Annotated in this window: 17 protein-coding genes and 1 tRNA gene; 6 read left to right on the top strand and 12 right to left on the bottom strand. The window is 37.0% G+C overall.

The genetic code is table 11. The features are described 5' to 3' along the window. Positions 1-153: 153 nt before the first annotated feature. From L6N96_03595 to L6N96_03585, 3 genes are all read right to left on the bottom strand, one after another. Complete coding sequence (locus L6N96_03595; GenBank protein ID MCP8323242.1) at positions 154-462, bottom strand: hypothetical protein; 309 nt, start codon at positions 460-462, stop codon at positions 154-156. A gap of 40 nt (positions 463-502) precedes the next feature. Beyond that, positions 503-823, bottom strand: coding sequence for a hypothetical protein (locus L6N96_03590; protein ID MCP8323241.1), 321 nt, complete (start codon positions 821-823; stop codon positions 503-505). A 231-nt stretch (positions 824-1054) separates the two neighbouring features. After that, on the bottom strand, positions 1055-1456 hold the full coding sequence (locus L6N96_03585) for a cupin domain-containing protein (protein MCP8323240.1): 402 nt from the start codon (positions 1454-1456) through the stop codon (positions 1055-1057). Positions 1457-1832: 376 nt separating this feature from the next. On the opposite strand from L6N96_03585, the gene L6N96_03580 reads away from it, so the two are divergent. Next, positions 1833-2015 carry a hypothetical protein gene (locus tag L6N96_03580; protein MCP8323239.1) on the top strand — a complete coding sequence of 61 codons (183 nt, stop codon included), beginning with the start codon at positions 1833-1835 and terminating at the stop codon, positions 2013-2015. A 238-nt stretch (positions 2016-2253) separates the two neighbouring features. On the opposite strand, the gene L6N96_03575 is transcribed toward L6N96_03580, so the two are convergent. From L6N96_03575 to L6N96_03565, 3 genes are all read right to left on the bottom strand, one after another. Next, positions 2254-2697, bottom strand: a complete 444-nt coding sequence (locus L6N96_03575; GenBank protein MCP8323238.1) for a hypothetical protein — start codon at positions 2695-2697, stop codon at positions 2254-2256. A 6-nt stretch (positions 2698-2703) separates the two neighbouring features. After that, a complete protein-coding gene (locus L6N96_03570) occupies positions 2704-3867 on the bottom strand; it encodes an NAD(P)/FAD-dependent oxidoreductase (protein ID MCP8323237.1) in 1164 nt (387 codons plus the stop codon). A gap of 144 nt (positions 3868-4011) precedes the next feature. Then, a tRNA-Leu gene (locus L6N96_03565) sits at positions 4012-4128 on the bottom strand. A 136-nt stretch (positions 4129-4264) separates the two neighbouring features. Here L6N96_03565 and pth2 point away from each other — a divergent pair. Continuing rightward, positions 4265-4630, top strand: coding sequence for a peptidyl-tRNA hydrolase Pth2 (gene pth2, locus L6N96_03560; GenBank protein MCP8323236.1), 366 nt, complete (start codon positions 4265-4267; stop codon positions 4628-4630). 24 nt (positions 4631-4654) lie between these two features. Here the strand turns inward: pth2 and L6N96_03555 are convergent, their stop codons facing one another. Beyond that, positions 4655-5080 (bottom strand): 50S ribosomal protein L15e, encoded by a 426-nt coding sequence (locus L6N96_03555; protein MCP8323235.1) that lies wholly within the window; start codon positions 5078-5080, stop codon positions 4655-4657. A gap of 68 nt (positions 5081-5148) precedes the next feature. Between L6N96_03555 and ala the strand changes: the two genes are divergently transcribed. Continuing rightward, positions 5149-6147 (top strand): alanine dehydrogenase, encoded by a 999-nt coding sequence (gene ala, locus L6N96_03550; GenBank protein MCP8323234.1) that lies wholly within the window; start codon positions 5149-5151, stop codon positions 6145-6147. 3 nt (positions 6148-6150) lie between these two features. On the opposite strand, the gene L6N96_03545 is transcribed toward ala, so the two are convergent. The 3 genes from L6N96_03545 to L6N96_03535 all read right to left on the bottom strand — a co-directional run bounded on the left by L6N96_03545 (position 6151) and on the right by L6N96_03535 (position 10416). After that, positions 6151-6786, bottom strand: coding sequence for a VTT domain-containing protein (locus L6N96_03545; GenBank protein MCP8323233.1), 636 nt, complete (start codon positions 6784-6786; stop codon positions 6151-6153). A gap of 23 nt (positions 6787-6809) precedes the next feature. Beyond that, on the bottom strand, positions 6810-7823 hold the full coding sequence (locus L6N96_03540; GenBank protein MCP8323232.1) for a D-2-hydroxyacid dehydrogenase: 1014 nt from the start codon (positions 7821-7823) through the stop codon (positions 6810-6812). Between the two features lie 238 nt (positions 7824-8061). Continuing rightward, entirely contained in the window at positions 8062-10416 is a 2355-nt protein-coding gene (locus L6N96_03535; protein ID MCP8323231.1) for a hypothetical protein, read from the bottom strand. A gap of 137 nt (positions 10417-10553) precedes the next feature. Between L6N96_03535 and L6N96_03530 the strand changes: the two genes are divergently transcribed. Together L6N96_03530 and L6N96_03525 are read left to right on the top strand one after the other, a co-directional pair. Continuing rightward, positions 10554-11759: a redox-regulated ATPase YchF gene (locus tag L6N96_03530; GenBank protein ID MCP8323230.1), complete on the top strand. Its 1206-nt coding sequence runs from the start codon at positions 10554-10556 to the stop codon at positions 11757-11759. Between the two features lie 58 nt (positions 11760-11817). Next, entirely contained in the window at positions 11818-12810 is a 993-nt protein-coding gene (locus L6N96_03525; GenBank protein MCP8323229.1) for a TIGR00341 family protein, read from the top strand. A gap of 23 nt (positions 12811-12833) precedes the next feature. Here the strand turns inward: L6N96_03525 and L6N96_03520 are convergent, their stop codons facing one another. Further along, positions 12834-13469: a 30S ribosomal protein S3ae gene (locus L6N96_03520; protein MCP8323228.1), complete on the bottom strand. Its 636-nt coding sequence runs from the start codon at positions 13467-13469 to the stop codon at positions 12834-12836. A 71-nt stretch (positions 13470-13540) separates the two neighbouring features. Beyond that, complete coding sequence (locus tag L6N96_03515; protein MCP8323227.1) at positions 13541-14131, bottom strand: hypothetical protein; 591 nt, start codon at positions 14129-14131, stop codon at positions 13541-13543. A gap of 241 nt (positions 14132-14372) precedes the next feature. Between L6N96_03515 and L6N96_03510 the strand changes: the two genes are divergently transcribed. Then, positions 14373-14848: rhomboid family intramembrane serine protease (locus L6N96_03510; protein ID MCP8323226.1), on the top strand; the 476-nt coding region annotated here is incomplete at its 3' end.

Genomic DNA, 14848 nt, shown 5'->3' with positions numbered 1-14848 from the left:
AAGGAATAGTATAATGCCTTTGAGGTAAGATTTCAAATCTTTTGGCATACTATAACCTATCTATTGGTAAATAATAGGTTTATTTAAACCTTTTGAATGGTATATTCTAACATATTACTTTTAAAATCTCTAGACCTTGACCTCATCATTCATTTAAGGCTGAAAACTTTGAAAACCTTCATCTGGAGCAAAATCAATTCCATAAGTTAGCAATTCATCTCCGGACCATTCTTCAAACGCTGCTTCTATGTAATATTGAATCTCTTTTGCGCTCTGCAACCCTTCTAAAGTAGCAAATATGGTTAACGAGTTTTCATCATGCTCGACCGTGCAGGATTCTTCTTGCTCTCCAATCTCTCTAAAATAGCCTACTAACTCGCCTTGGTCGATTTTTGGGTTCATCTCCATATATACTTCATACGCTCTGATTTCCCCTTCTTGTAAGATTATTACCATTGCCAACCAATGACCTTTGAATTCCCCTTACTGGATAGGGATGTTCTTATGGAAGGGTAGTAAAAATTAATCCACCTTGTGAAAACGACCAGTAGCAGAATTGTAAATATCCTGGATATAATGGAACTCTACAAGCTAAAAAGCAGACAAAGTCTTTTAATTTTAGATAATTATTATAACCTAATTCACCTGTTGTCCCACGTAGACGGCAGTACGAACTAGGACCTCCATCAGGAGGGGTCAGATATATGGTAAGAGATATGTAGTGATATTTTTGAATCAGAATGCCCCTGCCACCTATGATAGGATATTTTGTACCGTTTAAATTAAGATATGAATTTGGAATAGGCGATGAAATATCAAACAATTTCACGTATTCGCCTTGGCTGACTTCCGTAATACCATAAGTGAATCATCCTTTACAGTTTTAAATTGGCTGAAGAAAAAGCAGCCAAGTACAATCCGCAGCCTCTTACTTTAGGCATGTTTGGCGGCGTTTATGACAAATCTACGATACGAGAGACTGGGACGTTATCCGAAGCTGGGTAAAAGAACTCGCCCAAAAGGTAAACTCATAATGTATGGAAATTTTTTTTGTTCAAGATTTTATCATTGTTAGAACCATTTTGAATTTATGTACTGCCTTCAGTGCATGTGGTTGGTGGGCGGGCATTATTATCATCTCACCTTCTTTTAAATGGTGGACTTGACCAGAGATAACAATTTCTACTTCACCATCAAGAAGATACACTAAAGCATCAAATGGAGTGATATGTTCGCTCAATCCTTGTCCTTTATCAAAAGCGAATAAAGTAACTGTTCCTGTCTTCTTATTGATTATTGTACGGCTAACTATAGACCCTTCTTGGTAGTTTACTAAATCCGATAACCTTGTTGCTTGAAATAAAACTCTTTCTTTCTCATTATGCTCCATATTTTTACTCCTCTTTTTAACGAATTTTCCATAATAATCTATTAAAATAATTGCTTGTTCAATCATACATTAACAAGTTCAGAGTTTCATCTTGGCGATAGCTACTTCCCTTTCCTTAATTAACAATTTATCCAGAATTATTATAAATCCTCATAGAAAAGATCAATGGTGAATTTAGAATGAAGAGAGAGCATTGTCCGAATATTGAAATCAACCTGAATAACTGTACATGTACATATGAACCCTGTAGTAGAAAGGGAATATGTTGCGAATGCATACTTTACCATAGAAAAAGGAATGAACTGCCAGATTGCTTGAGAGTTAATTTATGATAAATACATTTAACTCTGAGAAAACCTTTACCCATAGATTTCAAAATAGAATCCTAAGTTTAACGATAAGATTATAACAATGTTATATAATTAATATACTGTGTGTTGAAATGGTAAGTAAAGGCATTGGTAGCTTATTCAAAAGGAAGGATAACAAGTACTTCATCTATCTACCTGTGAACCTAGTCGAGGATACAGGCTTTCCTATACCAGTAAATAAATCAGTTAAAGTCAAAGTCCGTTTCATATCCGGAGAAAAAAGGATAATCGTAGAAAAGTTAGAATCACGATAATATCTTATACATTAATTCTGATGAAAGATTTTTGGCAAGTAAATTTTGACTTTATAAAGGAATAGTTAAAATCAGTAAAGTTATAATTCTCAGACTATTTCAAGGCTAAGCAAAGGAGAACCAATTATTAATATCCTTAGAGATATAATGTAAATTCTAACTTTTTTAAAGAAATCCTTTTACTGATTTTATCCCATTTCTTAATCGGTTTTTTTCTATCTTTGCTTTGATAGGAATTCTATTCTTCTTTGTTTGAGGCTATCTTACTTACAGCTTTGAGCATAGCGAATAACTCTGGGCTTCTCATGAGAGAAAGAAGCTCGAAGAAGCCAGCCTTCCTCCTTGGTGTCTGCTTGAACTCTTCATATGCCTTGCTCAACCGAGGTGGAAGTTTCGAAGCTAATTCATACACCATAGCGTTGTCCAAGCTACCAACTAAATATAGAAGCATCATCATATTTCCTAGAGATGATATCAACTCTGGCCTCATCAGATAGTTGAATCCTTCTTCAAATCCTTCAGCAATAGCGTTAGCACCTGCTAAAATTCCTGTTTCTCTAATTTTAGCCAAAGTATCTATTACATCATCAACCGCATCAGCGTTATCGACCAATTTTTCCAGTAATTTAGCAAGCTTTTGCGCCTTTTCAGCTGGTAATCCTGTTATTTCAATCGAAGCCAACACCCATCACCTCCCAAAAAGTGAAGTAAACCACATCTTTTCAAAAGCGAACTTTACGCCTCTAAAGGCTTTCATGGCACCTAGAACCCAGCATTTTGGATATTCGGATTCACCCTTTATCACTTTTTCAAAATCGCAGAAGACTGCTGCGCCAAGGTAACCAACATCCATAACGCAGATTCCAACCATATTGTAGGACATGGCCATATGGACCCCTTTTATCTCATCGACGAGTTGTGTGGATACATAGTCCGCCTGGAAGTGGGCAAAGACGCCAGCCATCCCCAACCCAAGTGTAGGAGCTACAACATCGCCGATCCCAAATATATCATCGTATTTTGGATTTCGTAGCATCTTATTTTCTATGTCCATATATCCAGTTCTTTTATTGACCAAGTCTGGTGTATTGACAACCGGTAAAGCTGGTGTATGAGGTGGGATTACTACAGCCAGATCGTATTCTATCTCATCACCACTACTTGAAACCAGCTTCTTCCTATCGCCATCGACATGGTCGATCTTCCAACCTCCAATATAATTCACATTATATTGTTCTAAGAAGCCTCTGAACATCTTTTGCATAAATGGACCAAAAGATTCCATGGGTTGTTTCCATGTCGAATGTATCACATCTATTTCGGTCTTCTCGATAATTCCTCTCAAGTCTGAGAGGTATCTCATCATCAGAGCAAGTTCAAAAGGAGCAGGTGGACATCTATACGGCGATGGTGGTGTGCTTACAACAATTTTACCACCTTTAAACTTTGATAATGCTTCCCTTAGCTTAATAGAGCTTTTGAGGTCCCATGTATGATAGGTATGGTCGATCCCCTTGAGGAGGTCTGGCCTTAGTTCTGCCCCAAGAGAAATAATAAGGCAATCATAGCTCAAAGAACCTTTATCAGTCCTTACAGTTCTGTTTGCTGGATCGATTTCAACCACCTTTTCGTTTAATACCTTTATGCCCTTACCTTCGAAAAACTTTAATGGCCTTCTTATATCATCAGGCTCTCTAAGACCTGTTGCAATCCAGAGGTAAGACGGCATGAATTCATAATGCGTCTTTTTATCTACCAAAGTAATTTCAGCTTTCCCCTTTAACCCTTTGGATAATCTGGAAGCAGCAACTGCTCCTCCTCCACCACCTCCCAAAATAAGAATGCGTTTCAATTTAATTTAACATAAATTATTGTATTTTATCATATTTAAGCATAATATGTCTTGGGCATCTAAAAATTTGAAAGTTGGATACCAAATATTCGAATAATTCACTTAAAAAAATCTTAAGAAAAAATCGTATCCTTAACAATTAGATGCGGGGGGTGGGATTTGAACCCACGAAGGCCTGAGCCAGAGGATTTCTCAAGACCTTAAGTCCTCCCCCTTTGATCGACAATAGCCCTTGCTTTGACCTGGCTTGGGTACCCCCGCTCCATGATAATTGATCTTTATAGATTAAAAAGTCTCACTCTTAACGATTTTCAATATTATGTTAATTAATAAATCGAGAAAAGAAAAAAATAAAGATTCATATTCATATGGTAATTTCTTCTAATGGTGATCAAAGTTGTCGATTTATTTTGAGTTTAAGATGAACATAATTATTAGAGAAGACTTGAATATGAGCACAGGCAAGATAGTAGCACAAGCATGTCATGCGTGTCTGGAAACATATGAAAAAGCAAAGAAGATTGAAACTAAATATTGTAATGCTTGGCTTAAAGAAGGCGCAAAGAAAGTTATTCTTAAAGTAAATTCAATAGAGAAGCTTCGTGAACTAGAAAAAAAGGCTACAAAATTCAAATTACCTTGTGCATTAATAATAGATAAAGGATTAACTGAAGTTCCACCAAATACGCCCACAGCTCTAGGGATCGGTCCTTCAAGATCTGAGCTGATCGATAAAGTTACCGGTAACCTTCCTTTATTATAATTCTAGTGATCTCAGTTTGATATATTAAAACTTGTTAGCATTTGCTGGATGATTAAGGTCTACAAGAATCACCTCATGCCAAATATGCTTTCCATCTTGATATAGAAAGTATGAATTTAGCACTTTAAGATTAGGATACTTCTTTACTACTCTTCTTTCTGCTACTTCACGCGCACTGACATTCGCCTTGATCTTTACAGTTCCAAGATGTTTTGGCCGCCTTCCAGATCGAGGCCTGCTCTTTCTCATCCCTCCCTTACCAACTTTTATTCGCACAACTATGAAACCTTGTTTTGCTTTGTACCCTAACCTTCTCGCTCTGTCTATCCTCGTTGGCCTTTCTAATCTGACCATCGTAGGCTCTTTTCTCCAAGCTATCAACCTTTCTTTTATGTTCTCAGGTTTTTCCTTCAGGTTCTTTTGCCATGCCTCGTTAACATATTTGTACATGATGTAGGATAGCTTAATTTCTCTATTGATAAATCTTTTTCTAGGAGATTTTTAATGATTCAGTGAGTATGAGAACACTACTGTTGACTGAAAATGACATTAAACCTTTGGTTAATATGGGAGAAGTCATGGATGTTATTGAAGCCGCATTTAAAGAGAAAGCATTTAAAAGAGTTCAAATGCCAGAAAAGTCTTTTCTCTTTTATGAAAAATATGATGGTGATTATAGAGTGATGCCTTCATACCTTGAAACTTTTGATACTTCAGCTGTTAAACTCGTTAACAGTCATTCACACAACCCAATTAAGTATGGTCTCCCAACGGTTATGGCGATTGTGATTCTAATAGACCCAAAAACTGGTTATCCCTTAGCGATTATGGATGGAACATATATGACAGGCTTAAGAACCGGGGCTGCTGGAGGTATAGCTGCTAAATACCTATCAAAAAAGGATGTAGAGATAATTGGGATAATAGGTGCAGGAAGACAAGCGAGGACTCAATTAATGGCACTTATGTCACTTTACAAAATCGACGAAGTCAAGGTTTATGATATCTCAAAGACCAACAGGGATTTATTCGTAAAGGAAGCTTCAAAACATTATCCTGATATAAAAAAGATAGTATCTGTGGATACAGCCAAAGAAGCAGTTAAGGAATCTGATATTGTTACAACAGTAACACCTTCTAGAGAGCCCATAGTTGAGGATAGTTGGGTAAAGGATGACGCTCATTTGAATTGCATAGGCGCTGATGCCCCTGGAAAGCAAGAGTTAGACCCAATGATATTACGAAGGGGGAAGATAGTTGTCGATGACATAGAGCAGGCTATACATGGTGGCGAGATAAATGTTCCTTTTTCTAAAGGATTGATAACGGAGTCTGAAATTTACGGGGAGATAGGGGAGATCGTGGCAGGTTTTAAGCTTGGCAGAGTTACATCCGATAGAATTACGATATTCTGTGCTACCGGGTTGGCAATACAAGATGCTGTTACTGCTAAATTAGTTTATGATAAGGCGATTAAAAGGAGAATAGGACAGGAGATAAATTTCTTATCGGTATAACTTTCATGGAAAAACGCTACTCAAGAATTCTATGATTTGAGGCCCGTAAATATATCCGGCAGTTGCATAAAATATGTTCAAAAAGATCTTCCCAGTTATAGCTGCAAAAAGTGCTCTCATCTTTGGGTACCTTATGAGCCCTAATGGTATCCATATTATGTCATCTGGAGTTAAAGGGGTCATAGCGAAGGCCAATATGAGCCATAAGCCATATTTTTCTAATCTAACGCGCCAAACATCTAAACTCTTCTTCCTTTTTTCAGACAGAACATATCTCCCTCCGACACCAACATAGTAGCTGATATACTCACCCAGCCCTGCGCCTAATCCAGCAGATATTCCAATAAGAATAACACCCAGAATATTTGGTTGGATATAACCCAATAGTGCTACTACGATGTAAGATGGGAAGATGGCTAAAAAGATGGAGCTCGCTTCAAGAAAACCAGATAAGAATGCACCAAAAGGACCCATACCTTCTAAAATACTGATAAGCCATTCCACGCTTATAATCGAAACTTGAGATAGATAGTAGAGGACAATAGTTATTATAAGAAATAATGAGATGATTATGGCAATGAGTATGGATTTTTTACGTACTATGCGCTCAATAATGGATGGATGTCCAATTTTCGACATCTGAATTTACCAAATAGAAAATATTAGAATAAATTTGGTATATCATCTATTATTTTTTTAGCCAAAAGAGTTGCTGCGAGTTCTTGTGCTTCTTTTGTCTGTGCGCCTATATGGGGTGTGGTGACTACATTTTGAAGCTTAACAAGCTCGCTAGATACTGGGGGTTCAAATTCGAACACATCCAGGGCAGCGCCTTTGATAGAACCACTTTTGATTGCATTCAGAAGGGCTTCCTCATCTATCACGGCACCCCTTGAAGCATTTATTATACATGCTGTTTTCTTCATTTTTTTCAACTTTTGTTCATTTATCATTTTATGAGTTTCTTTTGTCAAAGTAACGTGCAAGGTTATGAAATCTGAAGAAGCCAATAGCTCATCCAAAGGTATAATCTTTGATTCAAGCTCGTCAAGAAGATCTTCACTTAGCTCAATTATATCAAACACAAGTATTTTCATCCCAAAAGTTTTAGCAAGTCTCGCGACCCTAGTACCTATTCTACCCATTCCGATGATTCCCAAAGTCTTCCCTTTTAATTCAGACCCCATAAGTTCATGCTTAAGCCATTTACCTTGCTTGATTCCAATATCTCCACGGACGATTCCTCGACTAAGAGTTATCATGAACCCGATAGTAAGTTCTGCGACTGCATTTGTAGATGCTAAAGGAGTATTGAAAACCTTGATTCCTCTAGAGTTAGCCGACTCCAAATCTATGTTGTCGAGACCAACACCTGCTCTTCCTATGATCTTCAGATTTTTACCTTTCGAGACAACTTCATTAGTTATTTTCGTCCTACCTCTCACGATTACTATATCATATTCTTGGATCATACTCAACAAATCTTGATTAGTTATCTCGGGTATGTAAGTTACATCTAAACCAGCTGAAGATAGCATCTCTATACCCTTCTTCGCTAAGCTATCGCAGATCAAAACTTTAGGTTTGACGCGCTCCAATTCCAAAGTATTTGCATTTAGATTATGCTTAAAAAGATAAGGTTTAAATGAGCTCTTAAATCCTAATAGAAGTCTCAAAGTGTTTCACTTATTTGATATAAGAACTCGAAGAGTTTAACTTACTTCCATTTCGTAAGTAGAAGAGGTTCGTTGGCGCCTACCCTTTATTTTTTCAAAATGTCAAGAATAAATTAGAGCACTCTTTTTTACTATCACTCATATTTTTTACTCACATCTATAATTTTCCTATTATAATAAAAAAGAATATGAAAAAAATAAAGAAAGACAGGCATGAACCTGTCATATTTCGATATCATTACCAGCCGGAATCAGTACGCCAGTATCCGCCCCAATACCCGTATGGATATCCATCATCATCCAAAGATACTACTATGGGGAAATCTGAATGAGAGAAACCGTATTCGTCGTTAGGATCAACATTCCCAAGTGATAATGTAATACCAAAGTCCAAACGCCAACCACCTGGTACTATAGTACCAACCAACAAACGCCCTTTTGGATCTTCCCAAGCATAAATGATGTTTACGTCATTAGATTCCCATGATATTGTTGCAGACAATGAAGTGTATTTTTTAACCATATAGTGTCTGTGATTGAGATCAGATACCCAACCAGTGCCCTGGCAGATGTAATCGGCTCGTATATCTCTGAAGTTATCGTCTTTTAACGCATTATGTACTTTTTCTAGACGGTATACTCCCTCCGGAAATTCATCAAATATTTTTACTATTTGATTGTAATAAATCCAATAAATAGTACCTGTCCAGCCTTCTTTAATGAGTTTTCCCTCAGTTGGCCCCGAGCCAACATCATAAACTGTCGATGGCATGCTCCATTGACTAGGGGCTCTTTCCTCTAGAGTTGTCTGTTTTAATTCTCCTTCTAACCAGAAAAGAAAAGGAATGTCAGGATTTCTGAATAACAGTATTAGTTCTTTTGGATCCGGAATACGTGATTTTTTAATTGGGATATTATACTGACCAGGATATTTATCACCGTCTAGTCCGATTGTACATAGAACTACTCTCGCTGTGAAAGTTCCTGTGCCCCTTATAGCTTTATCAGCAAAATAATCAGCCCTTGGAAATATTTTAGCAACATATGGCGAAGCGGACTTATAAGGCTCCTTATCAAGTTCGGGCAATTCACCCGAGTTCGCAAACTCTAAAAATGGCGCAGGATGGGCGTTAAAAACAAGATATGCAACGCAATCTAAGAACACTTCCACTTGCTCCTCTATCCTTGTCTGAAACGTATTCTCGATATAATTCGTCGCAATTGTGCTGTAATTATTGTAAAGATAAGCCTCAACTATGAGGTTTAAACCCTGAAGTTCCAAAAACAACAGCTGTGCAAAATAATTCTCAAAAGCCTGATAGCGAAGCGTGAACTCTTCAAGCTTTTCTTTGAGATAGGTATCCATTGAGTTATAATCTTTCTGACATTCATATTTGAAATTGATGGCTGTTTCAACGTAAAGTTCTAACAATCCTTTTCCAAATCCGTCTTCATGGCCTTTGATGAGCTTATGCAGCATCCCCATGCACCATACCACTCCGTTACTTGTGTCTAATATGGTGTCCCTCAATTTCTCTAAGTCTGCTTTAGTCACATTTTTCTGTTTTGAATACTGCTCAAGCTGAGCGTAACTTTCCTCAATTGTGGTTTTTACTTTTAAACCAGTAAGCGAAGCAATGTATTGTTCAAGCTCTTTTTCGATAGTTTCTAATAGCTCTTTTAATTCTTTTAGTTGATTTTTTATATCTTCTATATCCTTCTTTATATCCGATATCTCCGATAGCACTTCACTCATCTTTGAACTCAGCTCGTCAATGTTTCCCTCACCACCAAAACCCATCAATCTCATAATGAAACCCATGCCTTCTCCAGATGCATGTTCTAACGCGCCTTTAGCAAGACCGTCGGCAATAAACTTGAAAAAAGCGATGCCTTCAGGTATTAAAGCAGGTTTGCCTGGTTCTATATCTATAAAAGCGTGTGTATCCCCTCTCTCAATTTCATCTAAACAATCTTCCACGAACGCGTTTAATCCCCCCCAGTCTCTGGCTTGGCTCATAAAATCAACATGGTCAAAGATGCCATTGTAATAACGAGAGTGCCCAATCACTTCGGACATATCAAAGCCAGTAGGCACCTCCAGATATCTTTTAACATCCCTTTCAGCTTTAGCATAATCCTCCTCAGGATTTTCATCTAGATAGGCGGCTATCAAAGTGGTGATAGCGTTCAACTCGTAAAAAGCCCAAGTCTCCTCTTCATTATAATCTTGCACTATTCTGACAACCGTTCCTGTAAAAGTTTCGTTCTTCAGCGTTCCTTCGGTAGCAACTATCTTAAATTCGTCAGGTATCGAACCGCCCCACTGTCCGATCCCCCACGGAACTTCAATCGTGAAAGAACCAGTTTTGTAGGTTCCATTTTCCTCGAAAATCTTGACATCATCCATATCATAAATGCTGATTTTTGCACCAATAATTGGTTCATCTAAATGCACAATTCCACTTACAGTGCTAAACGCTTTAGGTTGCATGTACCACCAAAATATGGAAACCGACAATATAGAAATAACGAGTAAAGCGATGATCAATACTGCTTGGATCTTTGTAATAGCAGATTTCTCATTATCCACATTACATCGCGTTATAGAGAATATTAAAAAAATAAAAATGTATCTAATCAGAGTAGCTTCCCTAATTTGTGAATAAACGTCTTTTAAAAATTAAAGAGAAATAATTTAATAATTATTTATAATAATAAAATTCACATTTGATTGTTGGTATAATAGGTAAACCGAATACTGGGAAATCTACCTTTTTTAATGCTGCAACTTTATCTCATGCACAAGTAGCAAGCTACCCATTCACAACTATAAAACCAAATGTAGGGATGGCATATCTTAGAGTAGATTGCGTATGTAAAGAATTGGGCGTTAAAGACACTCCACGTAACTCGATCTGTGTAAATGGCATTCGTCTTATTCCTATAAAATTGATAGATATTGCTGGATTGGTTCCCGATGCTTGGAAAGGAAGGGGTTTAGGAAACAAATTCTTGGACGATATTCGAAGAGCTGATGCTTTGATTCACGTCATAGATATTTCTGGGTCCACGGATGAGGAAGGTAGGCCCTGTGCTTTAAGTGATCATGATCCATTATTCGATATGGACTTTGTTGAGAGGGAATTTGACCTTTGGCTCCTACAGATAGTTAAAAGGGATTGGTCACGTATGTCTCGTACAGCAGAATCTGGAGTTCAGAAAATAAGTTCTATGCTAGCCGAGAGGTTAAGCGGGCTTTCAATAATGGAAGCGCAGATAGTTGAGTCAATAAACTCTCTTAAATTGAATTCTGAAAAGCCAACAAACTGGTCTGAAGAAGACTTATTCAATTTATGTCGTGCAATAAGGCAGATTTCAAAACCTTCGGTCATAGCTATGAACAAAGCAGACCTTGTAACTTCGGCTAAAAATATTGAGCGATCAAGAGCCACAGGGCGTTTAGTTATTCCTTGCGCAGCTGAAGCAGAACTATTGTTAAGAAGGGCAGCTAAAAAAGAGTTAATAGAATATATCCCAGGGAATAGTTCATTTCATATACTATACTTTGATAAGTTAACACCGGAACAAAGGAAAGCTTTTGACCTTGTAAATGATCGTGTCTTGAAGGTATGGGGTTCTACTGGGGTTCAACAAGTTATCAATGATGTATACTTTAACCTTATTAAGAGCATTGTTGTTTATCCTGTTGAAGATGAAAATAGATTTTCAGATAAAACTGGGCACATATTGCCAGATGCATATGTTATGAAAGTAGGCTCTAAAGTGAAGGACCTAGCATATAAAATACATACGGATTTGGGAGAGGGTTTTCTTTATGCTATGGATGCAAAAAGAAGAGTACGCCTTGGTGCTGATTACGTCTTAAAAGATAGAGATGTCATTAAAATTGTATCAACCACTAAGAGGCGTTAAGCTTAAAATAAATAATTAAAAATAGTATTTTTATTAAATAAAAACATAGGGGATATCTTTGAAAAGGCTGGAAGTTATAACATCTAAGGCTGAATCAAAGAAAGTTAAAGAAATATTCGAACAATGTGAAGTTTTGTACACTTCCGGAACCATAAAGATAGAGAATGAACAATGTACTGTCTATTCTGCTATTTTGCCTGATCAATTTATCGATAAAATAATCGACACGATTTCAAATAATGTCGACTTACGATTAAAACAGAATATGATAAGCGTCTATAATGTCGAGGCAACAGTTTCAACATATCTTGATCGATTGAAAGAAAAGGTAGCCAAGATAAGTCCCCCGCCTAACCCTTTAGAGAGGCTTGTAACAAGCACTGAGAGATATATTCGTCTAAGCTCAGACATCTTAATCATGGCTTGTTTTGCAACTCTAGTTGCTCTTGCTGGCCTTTTCTTAGATAATGTTGTAATAGTGATAGGTGCAATGTTATTGTCACCCTTACTTGGACCAATAAATTCCTTTGCAGTCAATGCTGTTCTAGGAAGGATTGAGAAGCTGATCAAGAGCCAATTTTCAATAATCATGCTCTTGATATCTATTATACTGTTATCTGCTTCGATTACTTTCATTACATCAAATTTTATTGAATTACCCTTGACTTCTCAAATCACAGTTCGTAGTACTGTCTCGCTGACCGATATTGGGATATCAGTTATACTGGGCTTGGCAGGAGGGCTGGCTTTATTCATCGCAATACCAGAGATACTTGTTGGAGTAGCTGTAGCTGTTGCGTTAGTTCCACCAGCCGCAGTTACTGGAATTGGATTGGCTTTAATGTACATAGACATCTTCTTTGGAGCATTGCTATTGACATTTGTCAACCTTATTGGACTTCAGTTGGGTTCGGTTTCGATACTCTGGATCAAGGGAGTTACACCAAGGAGATATTATAAGAAAGCTATAGCCAGAAAGCATACGACCTACTCACTTATCATTCTCACCTTATTACTACTGATTCTTAGTATAATTATTGTGATGATATAACAGTATGGCTTGGTAAAGTAGTGTCAGCTACTGCTAACCTGCGTAACTTGCTCAACCTTTGCCTCAGGTTTTCCGATAGATAGAAGCTTCATCTTTCTTATGCCTAAATGTCTCATATGCGTAATCTTTTTTGCTTCATTATATAAGTCAGATGCAATCTTACCATAGATGACTTCTTGAGCGAGTTGTTCGTAACTCATATTCGCAACTTTCTCGTTAAATATCTTATGAGCGATCTCCCTTATATCATGCTTTTTAGAAGAGTTAATCCTAGATCTTGTAAGAGCCATAATGTAGACTCTAACCTTAAACTCGTCGATGGTCTCGTAATCATTTATCAATTCCGCCATTGATGAACCACGCCTAATGAGGCTTCTTAGATAATCCCTAGAATATTCTTGACCCTTAAGTATTGTAGAAGCGCGATCATCTTCTACTTTCACAATTTGGAAGTACAATTTTATTGTGTATTGTTGAGGATCTTGTTTGACTAGGTCGAAAAGTGTAGTCTCAACAACCCCTCCTAAAGCCTTTTCAGGATCTGTAACGGGCAGATAGGCTATAGGTACGCTTCCAAAGATCCGTGGTGTTTCCACTTCTATCCACTGCTTGCCACGCCATTTATCCTTTACCCTTCTACCCTTTCTCGCTTTTGGCATTTTCTAGTGCTAGTTTGATTTAATTTAGAGGCATATAAATTTGCTTATCTGTAAGACATCTAAAACTTTTACTACTTGACCTTCTCTAACATTCTCGTGAAAGTCCATATTGATGTGTTAATAATTTCATTTAACCTGCGCTTTTCTCTATAATTTTCCACTGTTATCTTCTTGATTATGCCATTTTCATCTTCAATACCAAATCTTATCATATCTTTACTATCGATTTTACCTTGAGATATAATTTCTCTATCCTTACTCTTCATACCTTCTAGTATTCTATCAATGAAAAAGGATTCAAAAGGTGTAGTCGAAATTTCTAATCTTACATCATTTGAAGGGATTATCACTATCTTAGAGTCAGATATGTATGCATTCCCCATCAAATAATTATCTTTAGACCTTTTAAGCGGTCGAATCTCTTTGATTTCTGGTTCTGAAGGCTTTAACTTTTCAGCGATTATAGCAACTGGCTCTTCTTGATCTCTAGGTTTAAGAGCAAGATCTGAAGCCACTTTGAAGCTTGTCACGCGTAGTATGCTATCGATAATTACCAATATTTCCCTTAATTTATCAATTTCATCTTCTAACTTCGCTATCCTGTCTTCAACCCACAATCTGAGTTCTGCTGCTTTCTCGGCCTCTTCTTCAGTAAAGCGCATACTGATTATTTTGTATTGTATGAGTTTTTAAAAGTTTAAGATTGTGAACGAAAAATTGGACATATATTAAGAGAACCCCTTAAAGGTCTATTAAATACACAGCTGATAAATCAGAGATTTTTTTAAAGGACAGCCTGAATTTAAATAAATACTAAGTCCCTATAATTAAAATTAGAAAACGATATTAACTTACTGAGCTTTTTATATTCAAAGATATTTAAAAAAGAAATGGTTGGCAATCGTGTTCCCATTATTTGACGAGAACCCTACACGTACAAAGCCATATATTACATGGTCATTGATCTTGATCAATGTTTTAGTTTTCATATGGCAGATTTCTTCAGGTTCTTATGAAAGCATAATACTTGATTATGGAGAAATACCCATTTTTGTGATGACTGGGCAAAGGTTGTATACCCTCTTCTCATCGATGTTTCTTCATGCTGATATCTTCCACATAATTGGTAATATGCTCTACCTCTTCATCTTTGGAGATAATATCGAGGACAGATTTGGACATATAAAATACCTTTTCCTCTATCTTATCTTTGGAGTGATAGGGGGTCTTGCTCATTCTTATATTACCTTGATGTTTAATGGATTTGACATCTTCATTCCAGCCATAGGTGCATCTGGAGCAGTTTCAGGTGTATTAGGCGCATATATTGTATTATTCCCAAGGGCAAGAGTTATCAGCGTAGCCCTACTGTTCTATTT

The sequence above is a fragment of the Candidatus Methylarchaceae archaeon HK02M2 genome (assembly GCA_024256165.1).
Taxonomy (GTDB): domain Archaea; phylum Thermoproteota; class Nitrososphaeria; order Nitrososphaerales; family JACAEJ01; genus HK02M2.
The sequence above is the reverse complement of the archived record's forward strand: the minus strand, read 5'-3'. Positions and strand labels throughout refer to the sequence as shown.

Coding starts and splice junctions, on each gene's coding strand:
- L6N96_03585 (MCP8323240.1), bottom strand. CDS start 1,456: ATGATTGAACAAGCAATTATTTTAATAGATTATTATGGAAAATTCGTT.
- L6N96_03580 (MCP8323239.1), top strand. CDS start 1,833: ATGGTAAGTAAAGGCATTGGTAGCTTATTCAAAAGGAAGGATAACAAG.
- L6N96_03555 (MCP8323235.1), bottom strand. CDS start 5,080: ATGTACAAATATGTTAACGAGGCATGGCAAAAGAACCTGAAGGAAAAA.
- ala (MCP8323234.1), top strand. CDS start 5,149: ATGAGAACACTACTGTTGACTGAAAATGACATTAAACCTTTGGTTAAT.
- L6N96_03545 (MCP8323233.1), bottom strand. CDS start 6,786: ATGTCGAAAATTGGACATCCATCCATTATTGAGCGCATAGTACGTAAA.
- L6N96_03520 (MCP8323228.1), bottom strand. CDS start 13,469: ATGCCAAAAGCGAGAAAGGGTAGAAGGGTAAAGGATAAATGGCGTGGC.
- L6N96_03515 (MCP8323227.1), bottom strand. CDS start 14,131: ATGCGCTTTACTGAAGAAGAGGCCGAGAAAGCAGCAGAACTCAGATTG.